The organism is Kitasatospora phosalacinea (assembly GCF_000717185.1).
In the GTDB taxonomy this organism is placed as follows: Bacteria; Actinomycetota; Actinomycetes; order Streptomycetales; family Streptomycetaceae; genus Kitasatospora; species Kitasatospora phosalacinea_A.
In genome coordinates, this window is sequence record NZ_JNYE01000013.1 from 1 (window position 1) to 25,819 (window position 25,819).

Annotated in this window: 19 protein-coding genes and 2 pseudogenes; 8 read left to right on the forward strand and 13 right to left on the reverse strand. The window is 74.5% G+C overall.

Going from position 1 to position 25,819, the window contains the following annotated elements; genetic code table 11:
- Window positions 1-135: 135 nt before the first annotated feature.
- A pseudogene (locus OO57_RS40760) lies at window positions 136-510 on the forward strand (transposase); the annotation flags it as partial.
- Between the two features lie 153 nt (window positions 511-663).
- On the opposite strand, the gene OO57_RS07520 reads toward OO57_RS40760, so the two are convergent.
- Window positions 664-2,337 (reverse strand): glycoside hydrolase family 27 protein, encoded by a 1,674-nt coding sequence (locus OO57_RS07520; protein ID WP_051776831.1) that lies wholly within the window; start codon window positions 2,335-2,337, stop codon window positions 664-666.
- Window positions 2,338-3,011: 674 nt separating this feature from the next.
- Between OO57_RS07520 and OO57_RS07525 the strand changes: the two genes are divergently transcribed.
- Window positions 3,012-4,310 carry a ricin-type beta-trefoil lectin domain protein gene (locus OO57_RS07525; RefSeq protein WP_418909874.1) on the forward strand — a complete coding sequence of 433 codons (1,299 nt, stop codon included), beginning with the start codon at window positions 3,012-3,014 and terminating at the stop codon, window positions 4,308-4,310.
- Window positions 4,311-4,516: 206 nt separating this feature from the next.
- On the opposite strand, the gene OO57_RS07530 is transcribed toward OO57_RS07525, so the two are convergent.
- The gene (locus OO57_RS07530) at window positions 4,517-5,236 is read right to left on the reverse strand and encodes an alpha/beta hydrolase (RefSeq protein ID WP_158715046.1); all 720 of its coding nucleotides are present in this window, start codon (window positions 5,234-5,236) and stop codon (window positions 4,517-4,519) included.
- Window positions 5,237-5,553: 317 nt separating this feature from the next.
- On the opposite strand from OO57_RS07530, the gene OO57_RS07535 reads away from it, so the two are divergent.
- Entirely contained in the window at window positions 5,554-8,790 is a 3,237-nt protein-coding gene (locus OO57_RS07535; protein WP_033251527.1) for a glycosyl hydrolase 115 family protein, read from the forward strand.
- A 102-nt stretch (window positions 8,791-8,892) separates the two neighbouring features.
- On the opposite strand, the gene OO57_RS07540 is transcribed toward OO57_RS07535, so the two are convergent.
- Window positions 8,893-9,528 (reverse strand): carbonic anhydrase, encoded by a 636-nt coding sequence (locus tag OO57_RS07540; RefSeq protein WP_033251528.1) that lies wholly within the window; start codon window positions 9,526-9,528, stop codon window positions 8,893-8,895.
- A 200-nt stretch (window positions 9,529-9,728) separates the two neighbouring features.
- Here OO57_RS07540 and OO57_RS07545 point away from each other — a divergent pair, with 200 nt between their 5' ends.
- The gene (locus tag OO57_RS07545) at window positions 9,729-10,451 is read left to right on the forward strand and encodes an HAD-IA family hydrolase (protein ID WP_033251529.1); all 723 of its coding nucleotides are present in this window, start codon (window positions 9,729-9,731) and stop codon (window positions 10,449-10,451) included.
- A 1,224-nt stretch (window positions 10,452-11,675) separates the two neighbouring features.
- Here OO57_RS07545 and OO57_RS07550 read toward each other — a convergent pair.
- From OO57_RS07550 to OO57_RS07565, 4 genes are all read right to left on the reverse strand, one after another.
- The gene (locus OO57_RS07550) at window positions 11,676-11,957 is read right to left on the reverse strand and encodes a hypothetical protein (RefSeq protein WP_033251530.1); all 282 of its coding nucleotides are present in this window, start codon (window positions 11,955-11,957) and stop codon (window positions 11,676-11,678) included.
- Between the two features lie 236 nt (window positions 11,958-12,193).
- On the reverse strand, window positions 12,194-12,631 hold the full coding sequence (locus OO57_RS07555) for a hypothetical protein (RefSeq protein ID WP_033251531.1): 438 nt from the start codon (window positions 12,629-12,631) through the stop codon (window positions 12,194-12,196).
- 242 nt (window positions 12,632-12,873) lie between these two features.
- Entirely contained in the window at window positions 12,874-15,183 is a 2,310-nt protein-coding gene (locus tag OO57_RS39210) for an MFS transporter (protein ID WP_051776839.1), read from the reverse strand.
- Window positions 15,184-15,352: 169 nt separating this feature from the next.
- Complete coding sequence (locus OO57_RS07565; protein WP_106973927.1) at window positions 15,353-16,885, reverse strand: FAD-dependent monooxygenase; 1,533 nt, start codon at window positions 16,883-16,885, stop codon at window positions 15,353-15,355.
- Window positions 16,886-16,977: 92 nt separating this feature from the next.
- Here OO57_RS07565 and OO57_RS07570 point away from each other — a divergent pair, with 92 nt between their 5' ends.
- The gene (locus OO57_RS07570) at window positions 16,978-17,574 is read left to right on the forward strand and encodes a hypothetical protein (protein ID WP_051776841.1); all 597 of its coding nucleotides are present in this window, start codon (window positions 16,978-16,980) and stop codon (window positions 17,572-17,574) included.
- A gap of 319 nt (window positions 17,575-17,893) precedes the next feature.
- Window positions 17,894-19,387, forward strand: a complete 1,494-nt coding sequence (locus tag OO57_RS07575; protein ID WP_033251533.1) for a SulP family inorganic anion transporter — start codon at window positions 17,894-17,896, stop codon at window positions 19,385-19,387.
- Between the two features lie 60 nt (window positions 19,388-19,447).
- Here OO57_RS07575 and OO57_RS07580 read toward each other — a convergent pair whose 3' ends face one another.
- The 6 genes and pseudogenes from OO57_RS07580 to OO57_RS07605 form a co-directional block, all read right to left on the reverse strand.
- Entirely contained in the window at window positions 19,448-20,020 is a 573-nt protein-coding gene (locus OO57_RS07580) for a dihydrofolate reductase family protein (protein WP_033251534.1), read from the reverse strand.
- Window positions 20,021-20,073: 53 nt separating this feature from the next.
- Entirely contained in the window at window positions 20,074-20,823 is a 750-nt protein-coding gene (locus OO57_RS07585) for an SRPBCC family protein (RefSeq protein ID WP_033251535.1), read from the reverse strand.
- 4 nt (window positions 20,824-20,827) lie between these two features.
- Window positions 20,828-21,487: an ArsR/SmtB family transcription factor gene (locus OO57_RS07590; protein ID WP_051776845.1), complete on the reverse strand. Its 660-nt coding sequence runs from the start codon at window positions 21,485-21,487 to the stop codon at window positions 20,828-20,830.
- A 140-nt stretch (window positions 21,488-21,627) separates the two neighbouring features.
- Window positions 21,628-21,885: a hypothetical protein gene (locus OO57_RS07595; protein ID WP_033251536.1), complete on the reverse strand. Its 258-nt coding sequence runs from the start codon at window positions 21,883-21,885 to the stop codon at window positions 21,628-21,630.
- A gap of 277 nt (window positions 21,886-22,162) precedes the next feature.
- Window positions 22,163-22,672: pseudogene (locus OO57_RS07600) on the reverse strand (LLM class flavin-dependent oxidoreductase); the annotation flags it as partial.
- Window positions 22,673-22,722: 50 nt separating this feature from the next.
- Window positions 22,723-23,940, reverse strand: a complete 1,218-nt coding sequence (locus OO57_RS07605) for an MFS transporter (protein WP_033251537.1) — start codon at window positions 23,938-23,940, stop codon at window positions 22,723-22,725.
- Between the two features lie 75 nt (window positions 23,941-24,015).
- On the opposite strand from OO57_RS07605, the gene OO57_RS07610 reads away from it, so the two are divergent.
- Complete coding sequence (locus OO57_RS07610; RefSeq protein WP_033251577.1) at window positions 24,016-24,393, forward strand: MerR family transcriptional regulator; 378 nt, start codon at window positions 24,016-24,018, stop codon at window positions 24,391-24,393.
- Between the two features lie 104 nt (window positions 24,394-24,497).
- On the forward strand, window positions 24,498-25,799 hold the full coding sequence (locus OO57_RS07615) for a DUF1254 domain-containing protein (protein WP_033251538.1): 1,302 nt from the start codon (window positions 24,498-24,500) through the stop codon (window positions 25,797-25,799).
- Window positions 25,800-25,819 lie beyond the last annotated feature (20 nt).

Genomic DNA, 25,819 nt, shown 5'->3' on the forward strand with positions numbered 1-25,819 from the left:
AGGCAAATGCACGGCCGAGCCAGGTTCCCTCTGCTCCGCCACCGCATCCTCCTCCAGTGACCACCACAGAGCGCTACCACCGATTACGGGACAGAGCCCAAAGAACGGTGCAACTCCCGATCAAGGAAGTAGCACCTGACGACGGACGTGACCGTCTCGGCCGAGGCCGTGGAGACCGTACGGCCGGTGGAGTTGCAGCCGGACGCCTTGGACGACCAGTTGATCGGGCAGTTGGTCGACCGGGTCCGCGCGAGCGGGCTGCAACTCACCGGCGCCGGAGGCCTGCTCCAGGAGCTCACGGAGAAGCTCCTGGAGTCCGCCCCCGAAGGCGAGCTGACGGACCGTCTCGGCTACGAGAAGCACGACCCGGCCGGGGCCGGTGGCGGGAACTCTCGCAACGGCGTTCGCTCGAAGACCGTGCTGACCGAGGTCGGCCCGGTTCGGATCGACGTCCCCCGCGACCGCGAGGGCTCCTTCGAGCCGCAGCTGCTCCGCAAGCGGCAGCGGCGCACGCCGAAGGCCTCGTTCGCCTGGTACCGCGACCTGATCACCGCCCACCGGGCGCGGCACGGAGGGTGGGCCGGGCCCCCCCGCGCCGGAGCGCGGGGGGGAGCGCGGGGGAGCCTGTGGCGGAGGGCGGTCGGGGAGCCCTCCGGGCGGAAGTCATCCGAGCTTCCACTGCTGGTTGCTCTGGCCGTTGCAGGTCCACAGCTCGACCAGGGCGCCGTTGGCGGTGGACCTGGCGGTGACGTCGAGGCAGAGTCCGGACTGGACGCCGGTGACGGTGCCGTCGGCGTTCACCCGCCACTGCTGGTTCGCCTGGCCGTTGCAGGTCCAGGTCTCGACCTTGGTGCCGGGCGCGGTCTGGCTGTTGTACGCGTCCAGGCACATCTGGGTGCCGCCCGAGGAGACGGTCAGCTGGCCGGAGGCGGTGCGGGTCCAGGTCTGGTTCGGTTGGCCGTTGCAGTCCCAGATCTGCAGTTGGGTGCCCGGGGTGGTGGTCGAGTTCGGCACGTCCAGGCACTTGTTCGCACCGACCGCGAGCACCGGGCCGGTCCGGTCCGTTCCGCCGCCGGTGCCGCCCGCGACGCGGAGCATCGTGGTGCCGTGCGCCGGGACCGAGGCGCTGATGGTGCCGGTGGTGGTCGAAGTCGCGCCGGACCACAGGTCGGTGAGGTCGTAGCTGGACGCCCCGGTCTTCCCGATCGCGGCGGCGGAGGTGCTGATCGTCGCGGTCGACCCGGTTTCGTTGAACAGGACCACGGAGACGTCGCCGTTGGCCAGCGGCTTGGCCAGCACGTCGAGACCGCCGACGGAGGAGACCATGGTTCCCTGCTTGCCCAGCGGGTCCTGGTCCACCGCGATCACCCGGGCGTTGGTGAGCGTGGACAGGGTGTTCGTACTGGCCGAGGCGATGTTGGTGCCGGCGATCAGCGGAGCGGCCATCTCCGCCCACAGGCTGAACTCCGAGCGGCTCTCGGTGTCGGTGAGCGGGCTGTTGCCGACCTCCAGCATGTCCGGGTCGTTCCAGTGGCCGGGGCCGGCGTAGGCCGCCAGCTTCACGTTGCTGTGGAAGATCGACAGCATGCTGGAGTAACTCGCGTTGATGTCACCCGTGGTGCGCCAGCTGTTGCCGACACCGGCGCCCCAGGTCCACACGTTGTCCTCGCCCCAGTTGCACAGGCTGAACAGGATGGGCCGCCCCGTCGCGGCCAGGGCGTCGCGCATCGTGGTGTAGCGGGTCTGCGCGGGCGCCTTGCTGCCGTTGGGGCAGGAGTTCAGCGCGCAGCCCGGCCCGGCGTAGCAGTTGTCGTACTTCAGGTAGTCCACGCCCCAGGCGGCGAAGGTCTGCGCGTCCGTGGTCTCGTGGCCCAGGCTGCCCGGGAAACCGGCGCAGGTCTGCAGCCCGGCGTCCTCGTAGATGCCCAGCTTCAACCCCAGCGAGTGGACGTAGTCGGCGGTGCCCTTGATCCCGTCCGGGAACTTGTTCGGATCGGGCACCAGGCGTCCGTCGGAGCCCCGGGTGCGGGTCATCCAGCAGTCGTCGATGTTGACGTACTGGTACCCGGCGCTCTGCATGCCGTTGTTGTGCATGGCCAGCGCCGTGCTCTTGATCAGCGACTCGGAGACGTTGCAGCCGTAGGCGTTCCAGTCGTTGAAACCCATCGGCGGCGTGGTCGCCAAACCGTTGCCCAGGGCCGCGGCCGGTGCGGCCGAGCCCAGGGAGAGCAGCGGAACGGCCAGGGACAGGAGCAACGCCGAGAGCACGCCGGCCAGCGTCCTCCGCAGCCGTGTGCGCGCCGGTGGTCGGGTGGTGCGCGGGGTCGGGGGGAGCATGTGGTCGCCTCCTGGTGGGAGTGGTGGGAGTGGTGGGGCTGTCTGCTTCCTGACGGCTCGGCACGCACCCAACATTTTCGTGGGCATGACAAGTAAGTTTCAGTGGACGTTCCCGTGATCGCGCGCGGGGGTCGGGGCGGGGTCCGTCGAAGCTGGGGGGCGGACGACGAAGTGTTAGCGCTAACAATCAATCGTGGAGGGGGCCGTGGAAATGCACGCCCCCGGCGTCGGCCAGATGGAGCTTCCAGCACCCTGCGCGCAGTGTCAACCCTTCTCGCGGCAGTGCGCCCTCCGGGCTTGGCAGTGCGCCCTCCGGGCTTGGCAGGATGGGGAGTTGGGCCGTGGAGAGAAGGGTTGACGGCGCGTGCGGGGTGGGGCAGGCTGCGGCCGTCGCCCTCGAACCTCCTCCGGAATGCCCCGCGTCATTGTGCAGGAGAGGGCGTGCGCACGATTGTTAGCGCTAACACCACCGGTGGCCCTGCCCCCACCCGTGCGCAACACCGAGGTTCCGACCCGCTCGAAGGAACCGTTTCGACCGGCCCGCGGAAGGTCCGTCGGCCGGCGCCCTGAACTCCCGTCCACCCACAGCGGAGGAAGAGCCCGTGAAACGCAGTTCCTTGTTCACACGTGCGCTGGCCCCGGTGGTCGTCGTCGTGGCTGCGATCGGCACGGCGCTGAGCACCGGCCTCAGCGCGACCGCCGCGCCGGTCACGGTCGCCGCGCCGGTCACGGTCGCCGCGCCGGTCACCGCCGCCGCGGCCAGCGGCGGCTGCGGCAAGGCGCCGTCGCTGGTGAGCGGCGCCCACACGATCACCAGCAGCGGCCAGACCCGCAGCTACATCCTGCGGATCCCCGCCAACTACGACCAGAACCGCCCCTACCGGTTGGTCTTCGGGTTCCACTGGCGGGGCGGCACCGCCAACGACGTCGACTCGGGCGGCACCGACGGGTACAACTGGTCCTACTACGGCCTGCGGCGACTGGCGGACGCCGACAACAACGGCACCGTCTTCGTCGCGCCGCAGGGCTTCGACAACGGCTGGGCCAACTCCAACGGCCAGGACGTCACCTTCGTCGACGACCTGACCAGGCAGCTCGAAGCCGGCCTGTGCGTCGACACGACGCAGCTCTTCGCCGCCGGTTTCAGTTACGGCAGCGGGATGAGCTACGCGCTCGCCTGTAGCCGGGCGACGGTCTTCCGCGGGGTCGCGGTCTACGCCGGGGCGAACCTCAGCGGGTGCAGCGGCGGTACGCAGCCGATCGCCTACATGGGGCTGCACGGCCTCCGCGACGACGTCCTGCCCATCTCCTTGGGGAGGGGGCTCCGTGACCAGTTCGTCAGGAACAACGGCTGCACCCCGCAGAACCCGTCCGAGCCGGCTCCCGGCAGCCTGACGCACGTCGTCACCACCTACTCCGGGTGCAAGTCCGGGTACCCGGTCGTCTGGGCCGCGTTCGACGGAGCGGGCCACGACCCCGGCCCGATCGACGGGTGCACCTGCGACGGCTGGCGCACCTGGACGTCCGGCGAAGTCTGGAAGTTCTTCAGCCAGTTCGGCTCCGGCACCACCACCCCGCCGAACACCGGCCAGGAGATCGTGGGCCAGGCGTCGGGCCGTTGCGTCGACGTCCCGGGCTCCTCCACGAGCAACGGCACCCAGGCCCAGCTGTGGGACTGCCACGGCGGCACCAACCAGCGGTGGACCTACACGGCGGGCAAGCAGTTGGTGGTCTACGGCAACAAGTGCCTGGACGCCTCGGCCCAGGGGACCGCCAACGGCACCGCCGTCGTGGTCTGGGACTGCAACGGCCAGACCAACCAGCAGTGGAACGTCAACTCCAACGGCACCGTCACCGGTGTGCAGTCGGGCCTGTGCGTGGACGCCTCCGGCACGGGCACGGCCAACGGGACGAAGATCCAGCTGTGGGGCTGCTCGGGCGCGGGCAACCAGCAGTGGAGCCTGCGCAACTGACCGGGGCTCCGGGGCCGGTCCTGCTGCCGCGGGACCGGCCCCGGAGCACCTGCGGTCGGACCTCGACGCCGGTGCGGAACGGTTCACGGCGCAGCGGCGGCGCAGCAGCGGCGCGCAGCAGCGGCGCACGCCGGAGGTCCCGTACGCGGGGTGCCGCGACCTGATCTCCGCCCAGCGGGCGAAGGCGGCGGGGTGGTGACGGGGGCTCAGCGGTCGGTGCGGGCGGTGCGGTCGGGGTGGTTGGGATGGTCGGGGCGGCTGTCGGTGGCCAGGCGGTGGAGCAGGTCGACGGTCTCCGTTTCGTGCGAGGCGAAGGCGCCGTGGTCGCTGCGCCAGGTGAGGACGTGGGTCGCGCGGGCGGCGAACCGGTGCTGGAGGTGCGGGTGGACGGCGCGGTCCTCGGTGCAGACGACGTAGGTGCTGGGCCGCTGGTGCCAGGCGGCGGCGGTCGTCGGCTGGCTGCCGGGGGCCATCGCCTGGGGGACGAGTCGGGCGGTGTGGCGGGCGCGTTCCGCCGGGTCGAGTTGGGCGTGGAACAGGTTTCCCGCGGCCTCGGGGTCGATCGTCGTGGTGCTGCCCGAGGGGTCGCCGACCATGCTGGTCGCCAGGGCGGTGGGCGGTGCGTCGGCGAGGAGGCCGAGGGCGGTCTCGCCGCGGTCGGGCATCATCGCGGCGAGGTACACGAGGTGGTCGATCCGGTGCGGCGGGAGGCCGGTGATGACGGCGCCGCCGTAGGAGTGGCCGCACGCCACGACCGGCCCGTCCCCGTCCAGCCGGTCGAGTGCGGCTTCGGCCGCGGCGACGTCGGCCGCCAGCGAGCCGCGGTGCAGTTCGGCGACGGCCACGGCGAGGCCGCGCGCCCGCAGCCCGGCAGCGACGCCGTCCCACGCGTGGCCGGTGTGCCAGGCGCCGTGCACCAGTAGCACCCCGCCGGGGGAGGGCGAGAGGGCGGGCGAGGGCGAGGGGGAAGGGGAAGGGGAAGGGGAAGGCGGGGAAAGGGGCACGGGGGTCTCCAGGTGCTCGATGCGGTGCGTCGGCCCCGCGGGCCGTGCGATCACAAGAGCCGCCGGACCGGGAAAAGGATTCGGGCTCCGGGGCGAGCAACTGCACGGTGTGCGCTGCGCTCCCGCAGATTCCCGGTGCAAGGGGGTTGACCCCCGGTCGGGTCGTACCCAAAGGTGGCTCCGAAATATAAAGGTACTGTTTCGAAATTTTCGAAACCCTGGCCGTCGGGAGAGCCACCATGCACCGACCAGCACCGCAGTTCACCACCGGGCGCCGGGCCGCCCTCGGCATGGGCCTGGGGCTCGGCCTCGCCGCCACCCCGCTCGGCGGGGCCCTCGGCCTGAGTACCGAGGCCTGGGCCGCCGCGTCCTCCTCCTCCGACAGCGACAGCGACAGCGACAGCGACGGCAGCGGCGACGGCAATGGCAACGGCCTCCGGGCGACCGACCCGGGCGGCTGGATCTCCTTCACCCCGCGCCCCGGCTGCCTCCCGCTGGTCGAGGACGGCCGTGCCGCCCCGCTCGTGGTCAGCGGCGCGGACCACCCCGGCGTGCTGCGCGTCGTCGGTGACCTCGCGGCCGACCTGGAGCGCGTCACCGGCGTCCGCCCCGCGGTCGTGCGCGACGGCGTCCCCCGCGGCCGCACCGCGGTGATCGTCGGCACGATCGGCCGCAGCCCGCTGGTCGACCAGCTGGTCGCGGCCGGACGGCTCGACGTGAGCGGCATCGCCGGCCGCTGGGAGACCTCCCTGCAGGCCGTCGTCGAGCACCCGCTGCCGGGCGTCGACCGCGCCCTGGTGATCGCGGGCAGCGACCAGCGCGGCACGATCTACGGCGCGTACGACGCCTCCCGCGGCATGGGCGTCTCGCCCTGGTACTGGTGGGACGACGTCGTCCCGCAGCACCGCGACGCGGTGTACGCGCTGGCGGGCCGGCACAGCCAGGGAACGCCCGCGGTGAAGTACCGGGGCGTGTTCATCAACGACGAGAACCCGGCGCTCGGCACCTGGGCGCCCGCGTTCTTCGGCCCGGGCAAGGCGCCCGGCTTCCCCGGCGGCTTCAATGCCGACTTCTACGCCAAGGTCTTCGAGGTGATGCTGCGGCTGCGCGCCAACTACCTGTGGCCCGCCGTCTGGGGCCGCGCCTTCGCGGAGGACGACCCGCTCAACCACGCCACCGCCACCGCGTACGGCATCGTCATCGGCACCTCGCACGAGGCCCCGATGATGCGCGGCATCGAGGAGTGGAACCGGCACGCCACGCCCGCCGTCCGCGACGCCGCGGGCAACGTCACCACCCCCGGGCACGACCCGTACGGCGGCACCGGCGAGTGGTCGTTCCGCCGCAACGCCGAGGCGGTGAAGGCCTATTGGCGGGACGGCGTGCGCCGGACGGTCGAGCAGGGCATCGAGGGCGTGGTCACCCTCGGCATGCGCGGCAACGGCGACGTCAGCCTGCCCGACGGCGACGGCATCGAGCTGATGACGGAGATCATCGCCGCCCAGCGGAGCATCCTCGCCGAGGTCACCGGCCGCGACCCGGCCACGATCCCGCAGGTCTGGACGCTCTACAAGGAGGTGCAGCGCTACTGGGACCGCGGCCTGCGGGTGCCGGACGACGTCACGGTGGTGCTCACCGACGACAACTGGGGCAACGTCCGCAAGCTGCCCGACCCCGCCGAGGGCGCCCGCGGCGGCGGGTACGGCCTCTACTACCACTTCGACTACGTCGGCGTGGGCCGCAACTACAAGTGGGTCGACACCACCTGCCTGCCCAACCTGTGGGAGCAGCTCCACCAGTCGTACGCCCACGGCAACCGCACGCTCTGGGTCGCCAACGTCGGCGACCTCAAGGGCAACGAACTGCCCACCCAGTTCTTCCTCGACTACGCCTGGCAGCCCGGGAGTTGGCCGCTGGAGCGGCTGACCGACTGGGAGACCGAGTACGCCCGGCAGAACTTCGGCCCGGCCCAGGCCCGGCAGATCGCCGAACTCCTCTCCGCCTACGGCCAGTTGCAGTCGATCCGCAAGCCCGAACTGCTCAACCGCAAGATCACCGTCGACCCGGCGAAGGACCCGGCCACCGATCCGTCCGCGATCCGCTACGACGACCGGGCCACCCCCTTCTCCCTCACCGACTACCGCGAGTTGGAGACGGTCACCGCCCGCTGGCAGTCGCTGGCCGCGGACGCCGAACGGATCGGCCGCCGCCTGCCCGCCGCCGTCCAGGACGCCTGGTACGAACTCGTCGGCTACGAGGTCGCCGCCACCGCCAACCTGTACGCGCTGCGCGCCGCCCAGTTCACCAACCTGCACTACGCGCCGCAGGGCCGGGCCCTGACCAACGACCTCGCCACCGCCGCCGAGGCCCGGCTCGCCGACGACTTCGCGCTCGCCGAACGCTTCAACACCCGGGTCGCGGGCGGGAAGTGGAACGGCTTCCAGACCCAGCCGCACATCGACTACGGCGACGTCGACCGGTACGGCCCCAACGCGCCCTGGCAGCAGCCGGAACGCGACAACGTCGCCCTCCCCGACGTGCTGTTCCCCGCCGTCGCCCGGATCGAGCTGCCCGACACCGCCGAACTGGGCGTCGCCGTCGACGGCTCCGCCGCCTGGTGGCCGAACGAGCAATCCCCGGCCGTACTGCCCGAGTTCAGCCCCTACCAGAGCCAACCCGCCCAGTACGTCGAGGTGTTCAACCGCGGCAGGCGGCCCTTCGACTACCGGGTCACCACCGGCGCACCCTGGCTCACCGCGGACCGGCCCGCCGGGCGGATCGACAAGCAGCAGCGGGTCGTCCTCGCCGTCGACTGGGCCCGTGCCCCGTACGGCACCACCGAGGTGCCCGTCACCGTCACCGGGCCGGACGGCGCGAGCGTCGTCGTCAAGGCCGTGGTGAACCGTCCGAAACTTTCGAAGAGCATCCGGGTCGGGCACGTCGAAGCCAACGGCTACGTCGCGATCGACGCCGAGCACCACACCCGGGCCGTCGCCGCGGGCGGGATCTCCTGGCAGACCGTCCCCGGCATCGGCCGCACCAGCGCGGGCGTCACTCCCGTGCCCGTCACCGCACCCCGCCAGACGCCCGGCGGGTCCGGGCCGCGCCTGGAGTACCAGGTCACCCTGTTCACCACCGGCCCGGTCACCGTCTGGGCCCACCTCTCCCCGCGCAACGACGCCCTCGCCACCGGCGGCCCGGCCTACGCCGTCTCCTTCGACGACCAGCCCCCGCAGACCGTCGAGACGATCGCCCGGAGCGGCGCCGACTCCGGCACCATGAACCCCCAGTGGGCCTACGGCACCTCCGACAACGTCCGCCGCAGCGCCACCGTCCACACCCTCACCGAACCCGGCCCGCACCGGCTGACCATCTGGATGGTCGACCCGACCGTCGTCCTCCAGCGCCTGGTGATCGACACCGGCGGCCTGCGCCCGAGCCTGCTGGGCCCGCCCGAGAGCCACCGCCTGGGCTGACCGGGCCGGCCGTCACCTCGGCCCGACGAGGCGCGGCCCCGTCCCGATCACTGTCGGGGCGGGGCCGCGGGGCCGGTGGTGGCAGGGGCCGGTGGCGGCGGGTCAGGCGGCGGCGGGGAGGTCGAGGCCGCGGGTGGTGACCAGGTGGGCGGTGCCGTCGACGAGGCGGTAGGAGAGGCCGACCACGGCGGTGGTGCCCGCGGCGACCGCGGCGGCGATGGTGTGGGAGCGGTCGAGCAGCAGGGCGACGGTGTGCCGTATGTGCTCGTCGATGAAGTCGGCGTTGTCGGTGTAGCCGGCCGCGTTGGCGGCCAGCACGCTCGGGGTGACCCGCTCGATCACGTCGCGGACGAAGCCCTCGCCGCTGGCGCCGACCGCCACCGCCTCCCGGGTGGCGCCGACCGCGCCGCAGGAGTCGTGGCCCAGGACGATCACCAGCGGGGTGCCGAGCACGCTCACGCCGTACTCGATGCTGCCGAGCACCTCGGGGCCGAGCACGTGGCCGGCGGTGCGGACCACGAAGAGGTCGCCGAGGCCCTGGTCGAAGATGATCTCAGCGGCGAGCCGGGAGTCGGAGCAGCCGAACAGCACCGCGAACGGTGCCTGGGAGGGGGCGGTCTGGGCGCGTCGGGCGGCGTCCTGGTTCGGGTGGCGCGGGGTGCCGTCGACGAACCTGCCGTTGCCCGCCAACAGCATCTCGAAGGCGGCCTGGGGAGTGAGGTGCGCGGCGTCAGTCATGCCCGCAGACTACGTGCCCCGGCCGCCGCCGGTCGCGCCCGGGCCACGTCCTGGACCTTCCGGTACCGGGAGCAAGGCATGATCAAACGGGCGATAGCGGCCGAAATCGTCCGTATTTCGGTGTCTGGATGTCGATAATCGCATCGAATCCGGTCGGCTGGTACGAATACCATCGGCCCGGGGCGCCCGCGGGACGGGCGTTGACCGGGGGAGAGGACGGGGGAGCGGTGGACGCGGTGCTGTTCGACGTGGACGGGGTGCTGCTGGACTCGCTGCCCGCCTACCGCCGCATCTGGGAGGCCTGGGCCCGGCTGCGCGGCCTGGACGCCGAGCACGTCTGGCACCGCACCTTCGGCCGCCGCCCCGAGGACACCGTCCGCGAGGTCGCCCCCGCCCTCGACCCGGCCGCCGAACGCCGCGTCCTGAACGGGCTGATGCACCGTGAGGGCGACGCCTTCCCCGCCGCGGACGGCGCCGCCGAGCTGCTGGCGGCGCTGCGCCCCGGCAGTTGGGCGCTGGTCACCTCGGGCAGCCGCGGCCCGGTGCACCGCAGGTTCGCCCTGGCCGGGCTGCCGCTGCCGCGGGTGCAGGTCTACGGGGAGGACGTGCGGGAGGCCAAGCCGCACCCCGGGGCGTACCTGCTGGCCGCGCGGCGGCTGGGCGTCGACCCGCGGCGCTGCCTGGTGGTGGAGGACGCCCCGGCGGGCGTCGCCGCGGGCGCGGCGGCCGGGTGCACGGTGATCGGCCTGACGCTCTCCCACCCGCCCGCGGCACTGCCCGGCGCCGCCCGCTGCGCGCCCTCGCTGCGGGCGGCCGGGGCGGAGCTGCTGGAACTGCTGGGGCTCCCGGGCGAGGGGGCAGGCGGGGGCAGGGGCAGGGGCGCGGGCGGGGGCGCGGTGGCGGGTCAGCCGAGGTCGGTGTAGCGGTCGGGGGCGAAGGCGCGCAGCGCGGCGGGCAGGTCGCGGCCCCGGTCGGGGAGGCGGTCCAGGCGCAGCAGGGCTTAGCCCAGGTGGCCCGCGGTCGACGAAGCCGCGCGGGAACGGCAGGACGGCGCCGGGCACGGCGTACACGACCAGGTGGGGGTGCGCCTCGGCGGTGTGCGGGAGGCGGCCGGTGGTGACGGCGCCGATGTCGGGCCAGCGGGCGAACGCCTCGGCCTCGGCGGGGTCGCGCAGGCCGATGCCGTCCGGGCCGATCCGCAGCCGCAGCGGGCGCAGTTGGCGGCGGGCCGCCCGCCCGGACGCCCGGCACAGCGGTGCGGTGAGCAGGGCGCCCAGGACGGCGAACGGCGCGGAGCCGAGCGCGCGGCCGAGGGCGAGGGCGCCGGCCGGCGGGACGGCGCAGATCGCGGCGGCGGTGGCGGTGACGGCCGTCCGGACGGCGGGGTCGGCGCGGCGGCCGGTGAACTGCCGTTCCACGCCGCCGAGTCGGGGATCGCGGGCGTCCCGGGGGCCGGGCGGCAGCAGGTGCCGGGGCGCGGTCTCGAACCGGTGGCCGGCGAACTCCCGCAGCGCGCGGACGAGTTCGGCCTGCGGCTGGTCGAGGTCGGTGCAGTCGAGCAGGGTGTGCTCGCGCGGGGCGGCGCCGCGCCCGGGCTCGCGGGGAAGTTCCGCGCCCGGGGCGAGCCGCAGCACCAACCGGGGCGGGGAAGGGCTGGAGCCGTCGTTCTCGGCGGACCGCGGCGGGTGCCGCAGCGCCACCGACTCGACGGCGTGCCAGGGGACTTCGGTGTCGTGCAGGGTGAGCCCGGTGTCGTCCAGGCGGAGCCGGAAGGGCCTGCGCAGGCGCCGCAGTTCGAGGGCGCCGCGCGGCAGCAGGCCCGCGCACAGGACCAGCAGGGCCAGGGCGCCGGTGCGGCGCTCCCCGGTGGCGGCGGCGGTCCGGGCCGCGGTGCCGAGCACGCCCGGCGCGGACCGGCCGACCAGCCGCAGCCCGCGGCGGCGGATCCGCCCGCTGATGGTGAACTCCATGCCCGCGCCCGTCCGTCCGGCTCCGTTCCGCTGGGGGAATCCTGCCCGCGGCCCGCCCATCCGGACCGCGCGGGCGGACGGGTGCGGCAGGGCTGCGACCGGCCACATCCGCCCGTTCACCCGCCGGTGCCCGGCGGGGAGTTGACTCCACCGCCGGGCACCGGTAGGCAGTGCGGGTCAGTAGCAGCGGTAGTCGGCGGAGCCCTGGTAGGTGGTGCCGGACCAGTTGACCCAGTAGACGAGGTAGTGGCCGTAGCGCTGGCCGTTGCCGGCGGTGTACGTGTAGGCCAGGAACTGCTGGAACTGGCCGTCGCCGTAGCCGTTGAAGTACTCGTCGGGGCAGCCCTTGCCGGTCAGGTCGGCGACGGGGGCCGCGGAGGCGGTGCCGGCCGCGCCGAGGGCGAGGGCGCCGGCGAGGGCGGTGACGGCGAGAGCCTTGGTGGCGCGCCGGAAGGCCATGGAATCTCCTGGGGACGGTTGTCGTGCGGACCGCGCCGGCGGGGTCGGGGTCCTCCCGGCGCGAACGATCATCGGGGGGAGCGGCCGGCCCGGTCAATGGTCTGGACCTCTTCTCGGGGAAGCATGACCGGATCGCACCGGACGCCCCACCCCGAGCAGCGCCGACGCCCCGGCCGCCGCGCCCCCGTGGCCGGATCGCGCCGTGGTCGCGGGGCCCCGGCGGTCCCGGCGGCGGGTCAGCAGCGGTGCGGAACCGGTGCCGATGGGAGCCCGATGGCGTGCCGGGCCTGGGCGAGGGCGCTGTTCCAGTCGCCGGTGAAGCGGACGGCCCGGTCGTCGATGTACACGGCGGCGCCCAGCTTCTTGTTGGTCACCAGCAGGCAGTCGCCCTGCCAGTAGGCGCGCTCGGGGTCCTCGTCGACGAGCGTCTCCAGGCCGGAGTGCTCGCGCAGCCAGCCCGCCACCGCGGGATGGAAGCGGCGCGGCCGGGCGGTCATGATGAACACCGAACGGACCTGCTTCAGCGCGCGCAGCGACTCGATCGCCCCCGGGACGGGCCTGCCGTAGATCCGGCCGTCCTGCCAGCCCTCGTCGTGGGCGACCAGGGTCTGGTCGAAGTCGATGCCGACGGCCTGAGAGGCGGGCGAGGCGGGGTCGAGCGGTACGACGGTCACGGGACGTTCTCCTTCGGGTACGGATGCGGGTGCGGCCGGGTTCCGGCCGGTTCGAAGGAGGGGAGTCGGCCGGGCGGCCCCACTTACCCGCTTTCGCCGCAACCAGTGATCAATTCACTCCATGGAGTGACGCGACGGTGCGGGGCGCGACGGTGCGGGGCGCGACGGTGTGGGGCGCGACGGTGTGGGGCGCGACGGTGCGGGGCGCGACGGTGCGGGGCGCGACGGTGCGGGGCGCGGGGTCACTCCGGGGTCAGCGCGATCAGCGCGATGTCGTCGACCAGGCGGTGGCTCCAGTCGCGCACGTCCCGCTCCAGGAAGGCCAGCACCTCCGCCGGACCGCCCGCGGCGACCGGTCCGCCCGGGCTGTTCGGACCGAACGCCGCCGACAGCCGCTCCGCCGCCGGGTAGAACTCGCGCGAGGCGTTGCGGGCCTCGGTCAGCCCGTCCGTGTACAGCAGCAGCACCTCCCCGGCGGGCAGCGGCACCCGCCGCGGCACCGGCACGTCCCCGCCCAGCACGCCGAAGCCGAGCGGCAGCAGGGCCGGGGCCGCCACCTCGCGCGCCCCCGCCGGGGCCGGGCCCAGCGCCAGCGGCGCCAGGTGGCCGCAGTTCACCACCTCGACGTACCCGTCCGGCACCCGGTGCTGCAGCAGCAGCGCCGTCGCGAACAGCTCCTCGTCGCCGCGGGCCGCCGCGCTGCGCGCCGTGTGCCGGTCCAGCCGGGCCGCCAGCTCGCCCAGGTCGCCCGTCTCGTGCGCCTGCGAGCGGAAGCACCCCAGCAGGTCCGTCACCGTCTGCACCGCCTGCAGGCCCTTGCCCCGGACGTCCCCGATCAGCACCCGCGTCCCGTGCGGGGTCTGCACCGCCTCCAGGAAGTCCCCGCCGATGCCCGTCCCCGCCGTCGCCGCCTGGTAGCGGGACGCCAGCCGCAGGCCCCCCAGCCGCTCCGGGATCGGGTGCAGCACCGCCTCCTGCAGCGCCGCCGCACTGGCCCGGCTCGCCGCCAACCGCTCGCTCTGCTGCCGCCGCCCCCACACCACCAGCCCCGTCACCACCCCCACCACCAGTGCCGAACCCTGCGCCAGCGGACGCTGCGCCAACTCCGCGCCCGCCAGCACCCGCAGCAGCAGCCACTCGCCCGCCGCCGCCCCCACCACGCCCAGCACCACCATCGGCAGCCCCGCGATCAGCGCACCCGCCGCCACCACTGCGGCCGCCACCCACAGCACGTTCTCCGCCTGCCGCTCGCTCGCCCCCAGGCTCACCGCCGACGTGGCCGGCAGCGCCTGCGCCGCCGCCGTCCCCAGCAGCACCGACACCGGGTGGAACGCCGCCGCCGTCCCCAGCCGGCCGCGCGGCAGCGCCGACAGGAACCACGCCATCTGCGGCACCTGCGCCATCATCACGCCCAGCCCCGTCAGCACCGCCGCCACCGTGCCCAGCAGCAACCCGGTCGGCGCGTGCACCGGCAGCACGTGGCACAGCGCCAACCCGATCACCGCCAGCGGCAGGCCCAGCGAGCAGCCCGTCACCGGCGAGATCCGCCGCCCCCGCACCAGCAGGCAGCCCGCCACCCCGCCCGCCCCGTACGCCGAGACCATCAGCGCCGTCGCCGCCACCCCGATCCCGGACGCCGCCGTCAGCACCGGCAGCGCCAGCAGCAGCGCGACCTGGGTGAACCCCACCGCCACGCCCGTCGCCAGCGCCATCGACGCGATCCGCCGCGGCATCGTGAACCGGTGCCGCCGCCAGCGCTGGCCCGCCACCGCGGCCGCCGCCGGCAGCACCGCCAGCAGCGCCACCGTCCGCGGGTCCGCCCAGCCCCACGCCGGGCCGACCTGCAGCGCCGCCACCGTCGCGGCCAGCGCCACCGCCAGCGCGCCCAGGAACAGCCGGTCCAGCGGCACCGGTGCGTCGCCCGCCTCCGGCAGCCGCCGCAGCACCGCCACCAGCAGCCCCACCGCGACCACCGCCCCCAGGCCCGCGCTCACCCGCAGGCCCGGCATCGACGGGGCCCGCGGGATCAGGTTCGCCGCCGCGAAGAACGCCGCCGACATCACCGCCAGCCACCCGCCCAGCGCCTGCGGCATCCGGCCCGGCGGGTTCAGCGCCGCCACCGAGGCCAGGGAGCCCGCGAAGACCGCCGACACCCCGACGATCACCACCGTCCGGCCCAGCAGGTACGACCAGTCCGAGAACGCCACCGTCTCGACCGCCAGCCCCGCCGCCAGCACCCCCAGCGACCAGGCCAGCACCCGGCGCCGCCCCCACACGTCCCCCGCCCGGCCCGCCGCGAACAGCGACAGCACCATCAGCGCGCCGCCGCCCACCTTCATCGCCACCACCTGCTGCGGGCCCAGCCCGAACCGCACCCGCACCGCCGGGAGCGCCGCGCCCTGCAGCACCGGCGACACCACGTAGAACACCGCGGCCGCCGCCAGCAGCACCCCCACCGACCGGCCGCCCCCCACCCGTCCCAGTACGGACGGGGCGCTCACGGGCACGGGCGCGGGGGACGGGGAGGGGGAGGCCGTGGGGGTCGCGGCCATCGGGAACCTCGATCTTCTCGGTGGGGGAGGACCTCCCCACTGTGCCAGGTCGGATCGGGCAAACATGAACAAAAGGGACAGAAACTCCGCCCCGGGGCGCCGGGGTGAACAACGCCGGTCGGCGCCCCGCCGGGTCCGCCCCGCCGGACCGCCGGCCTGCCCCGCCGCCCTACGCCGCCCGGCCGAACCAGCGCGCCAGCGCCTCCGGCAGCCCCGCCCCGGCCCCCGGCTCCGCACCCGCCCACGCCACGTGCCCGTCCGGACGCAGCAGCACCGCCGCGGCGCCCAGCTCCGGACAGCCGTCGACCAGCACGTCCACCCGGCCCTCCCACCCGGCCGCGGACAGCAGCCCCGACCGGTCCAGCAGCAGGCCCCGCCCCGCGTGCATCCGCCCGTACAGCCGCCCCGCCGCCGGGTCGTCGACCAGCTGCACGTCGCGCTGGCGGCGGCCCAGCAGCGCCGGGCCCGGGCCGAAGTCGTAGCGGACGTCCACCCCCGAGACCACGCCGGTGACGTACCGGTTGACGTCCGGGAAGTCCATCAGCCGGGCGAACACCCCGCGCAGCGCCACCGCGCCCGGCGAGGTGCCCAGCAGCGTCATCTGCGCCCGGGTGTGCGCGATCACCGCCGCCCCCACCGGGTGCCGCTCCGCGTGGTACGTGTCCAGCAGGCCCGGCGGGGCCCAGCCCGCCACCTCGGCGGCCAGCTTCCAGCCCAGGTTGAACGCGTCCTGCACGCCCAGGTTCAGGCCCTGGCCGCCCGTCGGCGGGTGGACGTGCGCCGCGTCCCCCGCCAGCAGGACCCGGCCCGCCCGGTAGTGCTCCGCCTGGCGCGTCGCGTCCCCGAAGCGGGACAGCCAGCGCGGCGAGTGCACCCCGAAGTCCGTGCCCGCCACCGCGCGCAGCCGGGCCCGGAACTCCTCCAGCGTCGGCGCCGCACGGTCCTCCGACACGCCCTCCGCCGGAACGATCACCCGGTACACCCCGCCGCCCTCGTGGTGCAGCCCGAACCGCAGCTGCGTGCGCCGGACCTCCGCCACCACCTCGGCGATCCGCGCCGGATCCTCCGCCGCCTCCATCTGCCCCAGCAGCGTCTGCGCCGTCGCCGGCTCGCCCGGGAACGCCACGCCCGCCAACCGGCGCACCGCGCTGCGCCCGCCGTCGCACCCCACCAGCCAGCGCGCCCGCAGCCGCGAACCGTCCGCCAACTCGGCCTCCACCCCCTCCCCGTCCTGGGCCAGCCCCACCACCTCGCAGCCGCGCCGGAGCTCCGCACCCAACTCCCCGGCCCGCTCCCACAGCAGCCGCTCCGTCACCGGCTGCGGCGTCGCCAGACCGTACGGATGCGCCGTGTCCATCCCCTCCGGCCACTCCCGCGCCTCGCCCGCGAACAGCCCGCCGACCCGGAACTCCTCGCTCACCGCCCGGAACCGCTCCAACAGACCGCGCTGGTCCATCACCTCCACACTGCGCGCGTGCAACCCCTGCCCCCGGGACTCCCCGGTCGGCGCCGACAGACGCTCGAGGACCACCACCTCCACCCCGTGCAGCCGCAGCTCGCACGCCAGCATCAACCCGGTCGGCCCGCCGCCGACCACCAGCACGTCGATCATCAATCCTCCGAAATGGCCTGACAAGTGATTTTCCGTCAGCTCACGGACGAATCGTTCGCAATGCCCCCGTCCGCGGCGCCGACCGGACATTCTGGGGCATCCACCGGCCCTTGCGGCAAGGCCCCCGGGGCGCGGTACGTTGGAAGTGGCAAGAGGGGTGGGAGAGGGCGGAGGGGCGGGGCGTGACGGCGCAGGACGAGGCGGACGAGTACCTGAGGTTGCACCGGACGTCCGTCCCGGAGGAGGCCCGCCTCCAGTGGGACGCCGCACCGATGGAACGGGTCGGCCCGCTGCGGTTCGGCACCGGCCGGGCCGAGGCGGTGGCGGCGATGGCCGAGCAGGGCTACCGGGCCCGGGACGGCGGTTCCAGGTACACCGACCCCGTCGAGACCCGGGTCGACTTCCGGCGCCCCGGCACCCACCCGGAGGACGCGGTCGAGGTCACGGCCTGGTTCGTCGACACCCTCGGCCTGACCTGCGTCGCCGTGGACGCCCTGACTGGGCCGCAGGTCACCCTGGAGGGCATCCGGCTGATCGGCCGACCGCCCTCCGAACTCGCCCTGGAGACCGCCGCCCACCTGCTGGCCCGGGACGGCTTCGTCCAGTACACCCCCCAGGGCGAGGTCAGCGACCGGGACTGGGGCGTGCTGCCCCTGCCCCAGCGGGCCGGCGACCACCTGCTCACCGGCGCCGTGTTCGGCCGCCCCCACGCCCGGGCGGGCACCATGTACGACTGCGTCCCGTTCCACGCGCTGCGACGCGGATTCGGCCTCTGGTAGCACCACGCGGGGCGCTGCGGGGCGGGGCGTGCGCGGTGCGTGCGCGGCCGGGAACCGGACAAAAGCTGGCCGAGACCGCCACGGGGAGTCGGTGGGTGTGTACGCACCGTGATGGTGTCGATAAGGTGACATGACACCGGTTCCGCCGCGGCCCGGAGGGCGAGGACGCCCCGCACCGCGCCGCGGCCGAACCTCCGTTGCGGCTCCGCCCCGTGTGCTCCGCCCTCGTACGCGGCGCCCCGTGCGCGGCCCGCAGTGGCCCTCGCCGGCCCGAGAAACCCTCCGGAAGCCCCCGACGCTCCCAGCCCGAGGACCCGCCATGCCCTGGAACGCCACCCGGGTGCGCGCCGTGCTGCGCACCGACCTGCCCGCCTCGATCACCGTCTTCCTGGTCGCCGTCCCGCTGTGCGTCGGCGTCTCCGTCGCCTCCGGGGCCCCCGCCGAACTCGGCCTGGTCACCGGCATCGTCGGCGGCCTGGTCGCCGGAGCCCTGCCCGGTAGCAGCCTGCAGGTCAGCGGCCCTGCCGCCGGACTCACCGTGCTCGTCCACTCCGCCGTCACCGCCCACGGACTGCCCGCCCTCGGCGTCATCGTGCTGACCGCCGGACTGCTGCAGGTCCTGCTCGGACTGCTGCGCCTGGGCCGCTGGTTCCGCGCCGTCTCCTCCTCCGTGGTCGAGGGCATGCTCAGCGGCATCGGCCTCGTCCTGATCGCCTCCCAGGCGTACGTCCTGCTGGCCGACGCGTCCCACGGCGGGGCGCTCGCCGACCTGGCCCACCTGCCCGGCGCCGCGCTCCGGGCGGTGGGCACCGCGCCCGGCCGGGCGTCCCTGGCCGTCGGGGCGGGCGTCCTCGCCGTCCTGGCGCTGTGGAAGCGCGCCCCGCGCCGACTCGCCGCCCTGCCCGGCCCGCTCGCCGCGGTCGCGCTCGCCGCGGCCGCCGTCCGGCTGCTGCACCTGCCCGTTCCGACCGTCGGCGTCGGCGGACTGCTCGGCGCCCTGCAGCCGCCCGGCGCCGACCAGTTCGCGGTGCTCGCCCGGGCCGGGGTCTGGGGCACCGTGCTCGCGTTCGCCCTGATCGCCTCCGCGGAGAGCCTGTTCAGCGCCTCCGCCGTCGACCACATGCACGCCGGGCCGCGCACCCGCTACAACCGCGAACTCGTCGCCCAGGGCATCGGCAACACCGTCGCGGGCGCGCTCGGCGCCCTCCCGATGACCGCAGTGATCGTCCGCAGCGCCACCAACGTCCAGGCCGGGGCCCGCACCAAGGCCGCCCGCGTCCTGCACGGCGGCTGGCTGCTGCTGTTCACCCTCGCCCTCCCCGGCCTGCTGGAACTCGTCCCGCTCGCCGCCCTCGCCGCCCTGCTCGTGCACGCCGGGGCCAAGCTCCTCGCCCCGCGCGCCCGCCTGCGGCTGTGGCGCACCGACCGCTCCGAGGCGCTGGTGCTGACCGCCACCACCCTCGGCATCGTCACCACCAACCTGCTGGAGGGCGTCGCCGTCGGCCTGGTCGCCGCGCTCGCCAAGACCGCCTGGGACGTCACCCACATCCGGCTGCAGGTCGAACAGACCCCCGACGCCACCGTGGTGCGCGTCCACGGCAACGCGACCTTCCTCAAACTGCCCGCCCTGGTCGACCGCCTGGAGGAGGTCTCCCCGACCGGCCCCGTCGAACTCGACCTCTCCCCCCTCACCCACCTCGACACCGCCTGCCGCCAGGCCCTCACCGCCTGGGCCGAACAGCACCGCCGCCGCGGCCTCCCGGTGACCGTCACCCCAGACCTGGGCAACTCGCCCCTGGTGGAAGTCACTTGACGGTCCGTCACGTTCACGTGCCTCCCGACCGGGGCGGGAGGCACGCGCGGCGCTCCGGCCTCAGCGGACCACGTCGAAGACGTTCTTCTGCACGCCGTTGGAGTACGCCGCGAACTCGACCAGTTCGAGCTTCTGCGCGTCCTTGTCGGTGTCGCTGAACAGGCGCAGGCCAGCGCCCAGCAGCAGCGGGAACACCAGCAGGTGGTAGCGGTCGACCAGGCCCGCGTCCGACAGAGCGTGGTTCAGCCGCGCGCTGCCGTGCACGATGATCGGCCCGCCCTCGGTCTCCTTCAGCGCGGCGACCTCGTCCACCGAGCGCAGGATCGCGGTCGGCCCCCAGTCGGACACCAGGTCGTCCTCGCCGAGCGTGCTCGACACCACGTACTTCGGCAGCTCCTTGTAGCGGGCGAACTCCGCCATCCCCGGCCACACCGGGCTGAACGCCTGGTAGCTGACCCGGCCCAGCAGCATCGCGTCGGCCTCCTCCTGCTCCCGGCCCTTGATCTCGAACGCCTCCGGGACGAACGGGACGTCCTTGAACGTCCAACCGGAGTTGCGGTAGCCCGGCTCGCCGCCCGGGGCCTCCATCACGCCGTCCAGGGAGACGAAGGCGGTGCTGATCAACGTGCGCATCGGTGGTACCTCGTTCTGGGTGGGTCGGTGGGTGTGGGTGTGGGCGGGCTGGTTCAGGAAGCGGGGGCGACCAGGGCGGACAGCCAGTGCTGCCAGGCGGTTTCGGGGGCCTCCGGGCCCGGTTCGGCGAACAGGTGGTGGAAGAGGACCACCACGCCCGCCGGGTGCAGGAAGGAGTACAGGCCGTCGGCGGTGCGGACCGCGAAGCGTTCCTCGTCCGACCACACCAACTCGCCGTCCAGCGGGGGCAGTCCGGCCAGGTCGGCGCGCACCCGGGTGCCGGTCGGCGGGTCGGCCGGGAGGGCGAGCGCGGCGGTCAGCGCGGCCCGGACCCGGTCGGCGGGGAGGCCGGCGGTCGGCTGCACGGCGAACACCGGGACGCCGGTGCGGCCCGCGAAGTGCGCCAGGTACTCGCGCAGCGTGTGCAGGTGGAACGGCCAGCCGCGGCGCAGCGCGTCGTACTCGTCGGCCCAGTCGTCGCCCAGCATGCCGCTGTGCACCACCCGCAGCACGGTGCTGCCGCCGTCGCGGCCCTCGACCAGGTACTCGAAGGCCATGAACCGGCCGTCCCCGTCCGGTTCGGTGCGGGTCGCGAAGCGCTTGCCCGGCTCGTACGCGGTGACGGTGGAGGTCTCCCGGTGGCCGCCGGTCTCCATCGAGGCCGCCCCGCCGACCCGCGGGTCGACCTCGTTGCGGCCCATGAACCAGGAGTCGATGCCCGGGCCGGTGGCGATCGCCTCCCAGACCTGCTCCGGGTCGGCCGGCAGGGCCAGCTCGAATTCCAGCTCGAAGGGGTGCGGCATGGCGTCAGTTCTCCTGCGGAGTGGGGGAGTCGGCGTCGGGGGTGTCGGGGACGTCGGGGGACGGAGGGCCGGGGGGCGTCGTGGGGATCTGGTGCAGGCCGACGACCAGCCGGTGCTCGCGGCCCTGCGGGGCGGACTCGTCGTGGTAGCGGCCGACCAGGTCGGCAACCGCCCGCGAGAGCTCCTCGGCGAACGCGGCCCGGTCGGCCGCCGAGGCGAAGCGCACCCGGGCGTCGATCCCGAACGAGGCCACCCGCTGCCGGGCCCGGGCCGCGCCGGTCAGCAGCGACCCGACCTCCTGCACCAGCCGGGCGCCGAGGGCCAGCAGCCAGCGCGCCGAGAGCTGGTCCGGCGAACGGGACGGGTCCGGGCTGACCGAGGTGAGCGCGGCGAGTGCGGCGGGCGAGATCACGTACGAGGCCGCGGTGGCCCGGTACACCCGCTCCGTCATGTTCCCCTTGCGGCGCTCCTCGGCCAGCTCGACCAGACCGTGCCGCTCCAGCTCCTTCAAGTGGTAGTTGACCTTCTGCCGGGGCAGCCCCAGCCGGGCCGCCAGCATGGCGGCCGAGCCCGGCTCGGCCAGCGCGGCGAGGAGGCGGGCCCGCATCGGGTCCAACGAGGCCTCGGCGGCGGCGGGTTCTTCGATCACGGCAACGTCCAGCACCCCTCCAGGATGGCGCAGACAAATTTTCCTGTCAAGGAGGAAGGATTTGTCGGTGCAGCGCCGGAGGGGTGCTGGACGGAGGGGCCGGGCGGAGGGGCGCTGGACGGTGGGGCGCTGGACGGAGGGGCCGGGCCGAGGGGTCAGAGCGCGGTGCGGGCCACCCGGCGGAAGGTGAAGTACAGCGCGACCCCCGCGACGGCGGCGAGCAGGGCGGTCTCCACCAGCTGCATCGGGAACAGCTGCGACACGGGGTGGACCCGGGCCCAGGCGGGGTAGGAGGAGGTGTAGCCGTTGCAGTCCATCCCGGCCAGGCAGACGGTGTTGGCCACCCGGCTGCCGTCGGGGAGGACGTAGCCGCCCTCCACCACCCAGGAGCCGGCGGGCTGCACGAACTGCATGCTCCAGCCGGTCCGCCAGGGTGCCGCGTCGGTGAGCGGGAGGAGTGCACCCGCACCGCACGCACCAGCAGCCGGCTCGGGCCCACGACGAGGCCGGTGGCCAGCACCGACAGCACGGTGCGGCGCAGGAACTGGCCGATCGCCGCGCCGACGGCCAGGGCGTACAGCGACCAGGCGACCGGGGCCAGGCCGAGCGCCGGGTAGGTCAGCCCTTGGAACGCCGGGTCGGACGGGGGGTCGAAGCGGTGGACGTCCCAGTACCAGATCGAGGTGGACGCGGCCGCGAGCGCGCCGACCGACACCAGCACCACAGGAATTCGGCGGCCCGGGAGTAGCGGTCGGCCTCGTCGAGGAAGCCGCCGCGGCGGAAGTTCTCGCCGGTGAACGCGTCGTGGCTGGTCACCACGTTCCAGGCGGCCCGGCCGCCGCTCAGGTGGTCCAGGGTGGCCAGCCGCCGGGCCACCTCGTACGGCTCGTTGAAGGTGGAGTTGACCGTCGCGGCCAGCCCGAGGTGCGTGGTGACGGCGGACAGCGCGCTGAGCACGGTCAACGACTCGGGCCGTCCCGCCACGTCCAGGTCGTGCACCCGGCCCTTGTGCTCGCGCAGCCGCAGGCCCTCGGAGAGGAAGAGGAAGTCGAACCTGCCGCGCTCGGCGGCGCGGGCGAGCCGGGCGAAGGAGTCGAAGTCGATCTGGCTCCCGGCGGCCGGGTCCGACCAGACCACGGTGTGCTGGACGCTCGGGAACTGGGCGGCGAGGTGGATCTGCTTGAGCGGACGGGCGGGCACGGGCGACCTCCGGAGGTGCGGGGTGCGGGGTGCGAGTTCGGTGGGCGGGGTCAGGCGCGCTTCGCCGGGAAGCCGTGCGCACGGGCGCCGAGCACCACGGCCAGCACCGGGGCCAGCAGGGCCAGCACGCTCCAGGGCAGGGACGCGGCGCCCGCGGAGTCCAGCAGCACCCCGCCCAGGACGCCGCCGCCCGCCATCGCCGCGTTCCAGAGCGTCACCAGCGCCGCCTGGGCCGCGTCCGCCCGCTCGCCCCCGGCGTCGCCGACCGCGGTCTGCAGCAGCGTCGGCACCCCGCCCCAGCCCAGGCCCCACAGCGCCGCCGCCGCGTACACCAGCGCGGGCACGTCCGAGCGCAGGCCCAGCACGGCGGCCGCGGCGGCCACCAGCACCGCCCCGGCGGCGGTCAGCGCCCGCAGCCGGCGGTGGATCAGCGCCCCGGTGGCCCAGACGCCCGCCAGCGAGGCGGCGCCGAACACCAGCAGCACCAGGTCGGTCGACCCGCCCATGCCCAGGTGGTCCAGGTAGCTCGCCACGTACGCGTACAGCACGGTGTGCGCCAGCACGAACACCAGCGTCACGAACAGCACCGGCACCACCCCCGGGACGGCCAGCGCCCCCAGGATCCGCTCCCGCCGCTCCGGCGGCTGCCCCGGCAGGTCCGGCACCGCCGCCGCCGTCCAGCCGATCACCACCAGGGCGAGCGCCGTCATCGCCAGGAACGCCACCCGCCAGTCGGTCGCCCCGGCCAGGAACGTTCCTGCGGGCACGCCCAGCGACAGCGCCACCGGGATGCCCGTCATCACGACCGCGATCGCCCGGCCCTGCAAGTGGACGGGTGTCAACCGGCGGGCGTACCCCGCCAGCAGCGCCCAGGCCAGGCCCGCCGCCACCCCCGCGAGGAAGCGCGCCGCCAGGGTGAGCGGGTAGGACGAGGACACCGCGGTGACGGTGTTGGCGACGGCGAAGGCGCCCGTCGCGGACAGCAGCAGCCGCTTGCGGCGCCAGGCCGCGGTGGCGGCGGTCAGCGGGATCGCGGTCAGCGCGGTGCCCACCGCGTACACCGTCACCGCCTGGCCCGCCGCCGACTCGCCGACCCCGAGGTCGGTGCCCAGCGCGGGCAGCACGCCCGCGGGCAGCGTCTCGGTCAGGCTGGTCACGAAGACCGCCGTGGCCAGCGCCAGCAGCGCCGACAGCGGCAGCCCGTTGCTGCGAACTCGCTTCTGGGGAAGGGTTCCTGAGGGATCGTGTACTGGTGACCGGGTGCTCATGGCCGCTATCGTGGAACCCTCACACCAATGTGAGGGTCAACGCGGCTCGACGTGAGGTGGACCACAGTGGGGCGCCTGCGCATCGGGCAGCTGTCGGAACGCACCGGCACCTCCCGGCGGCTGCTGCGCTACTACGAGGAACAGCAGCTGATCGTCTCCACCCGGGCCGCCAACGGCTACCGCGAGTACGACGAACGCCTGGCCGACCGGGTCCTGCAGATCCGCGGACTGCTCGACGCCGGGCTGCCCACCCGGATCATCAAGCAGATCCTGCCCTGCCTCGACAAGCCCCGGACCATCCACTTCCCCGACGCCACCCCCGAGATGATCGCCACCCTGACCGAGGAGCGCGACCGGATGACCGAGCGGATCGACTGCCTGGTCCGCAACCGGGACGCGATGGACGAGTACCTGGCGGTGGTCACCGGCGGCGGCCCGGCGGCCACGGGCTGAGCGTCACCCGTTCGGCGGATCGGCCTTGCGGGGGGCGGCCGGGGCCGGAAGCGTCCTTCCGGGGGCCCGTCGACCCCGGTCCGGACGCGAGGGAGCACACCAGCATGATGTCGGACGACCCGCAGACGCTCGCCCACGAGGCGTACGTGTACCTGTACCCGCTGGTCACCATGGACGTCACCCGCCGCCAGGCGGTGTCCGTGCCCAGCGGGATCAAGCCGGCCTTCGGACCGCCCAACGAGTTCCACCACCTGCGGGAGTTCCCGTCCGCGGAGTTCCGCTCGGTGGTCCGGCCCAACTTCGACACCCTGTACTCCTCCGCCTGGCTGGACCTGACGAACGGCCCGGTGGCGCTGCACGTGTCGGACACCGGCGGCCGCTACTTCATGGTCCCGCTGCTCGACATGTGGACCGACGTGTTCGCCACCCTCGGCCCGCGCACCACCGGCTCCGGCGACCAGGACTACCTGGTGGTCGGCCCCGACCACCGGGGCGAACTCCCGGCCGGGGCGAAGGTGCTGCGCTCGCCGACGCCGTACGCCTGGGTCATCGGGCGGATCCAGACCAACGGCCCGGCCGACTACGAGAAGGTCCGGCGGATCCAGGACGGTCTCACGGTGCGCGCCCTCGACCCGGTCGAGCACCCGGCCGACCCGGCGGCGGACGTGACGACCCCGCCGCTGGCCACCGTCAACGGGCTCGGCGCCGTCGAGTTCTTCACCCGGGCCGCCCGGGTGCTGGCCGTCAACCCGCCGCACGCCACCGACTTCGCCGTCCTGGCGCGCATCGCCCACCTGGGCATCGTCCCCGGGCGGGAGTTCGACCCCGGACGGTTCTCCGACGCCGACCTGGCCGCGCTGGAGGCGGGGGTCCGGGCCGCCCGGGAGGCGATCACGGGATCCCCCGCCGTCATCGGCACCGCCGTCAACGGCTGGCGCGTCACCGCCGAGACCATGGGCGTCTACGGCAACGCCTACTTCAAGCGGGCCGCCGTCACCGCGATCGGCCTGGGCGCCAACCCGCCGGAGGACGCGATCTACCCCGTCCTGGCGGTCGACGCGGACGGCGCCCGGGTCACCGGCGAGCACGACTACCTGCTGCACTTCCCCGCGGACGGCCTGCCGCCCGTCGGCGCGTTCTGGTCGGTGACGATGTACGACGCCGAAGGCTTCCAGGTCGCCAACGCGATCGACCGCTACGCCCTGGGCGACCGCGACCCGCTCAGCTACAACGCCGACGGCTCGCTCGACATCCTGGTCTCGCACCGCGACCCCGGCCCCGACCGGCGCTCCAACTGGCTGCCCGCACCGACCGGCCCGATCGGCCTCACCCTGCGCCTGTACGCACCCCGGCCGCAGGCCCTCGACGGCAGCTGGAGCCCGCCCGCCGTCCGCCGGATCGGCTGAGCCGCCGGCCACCGGTCCGG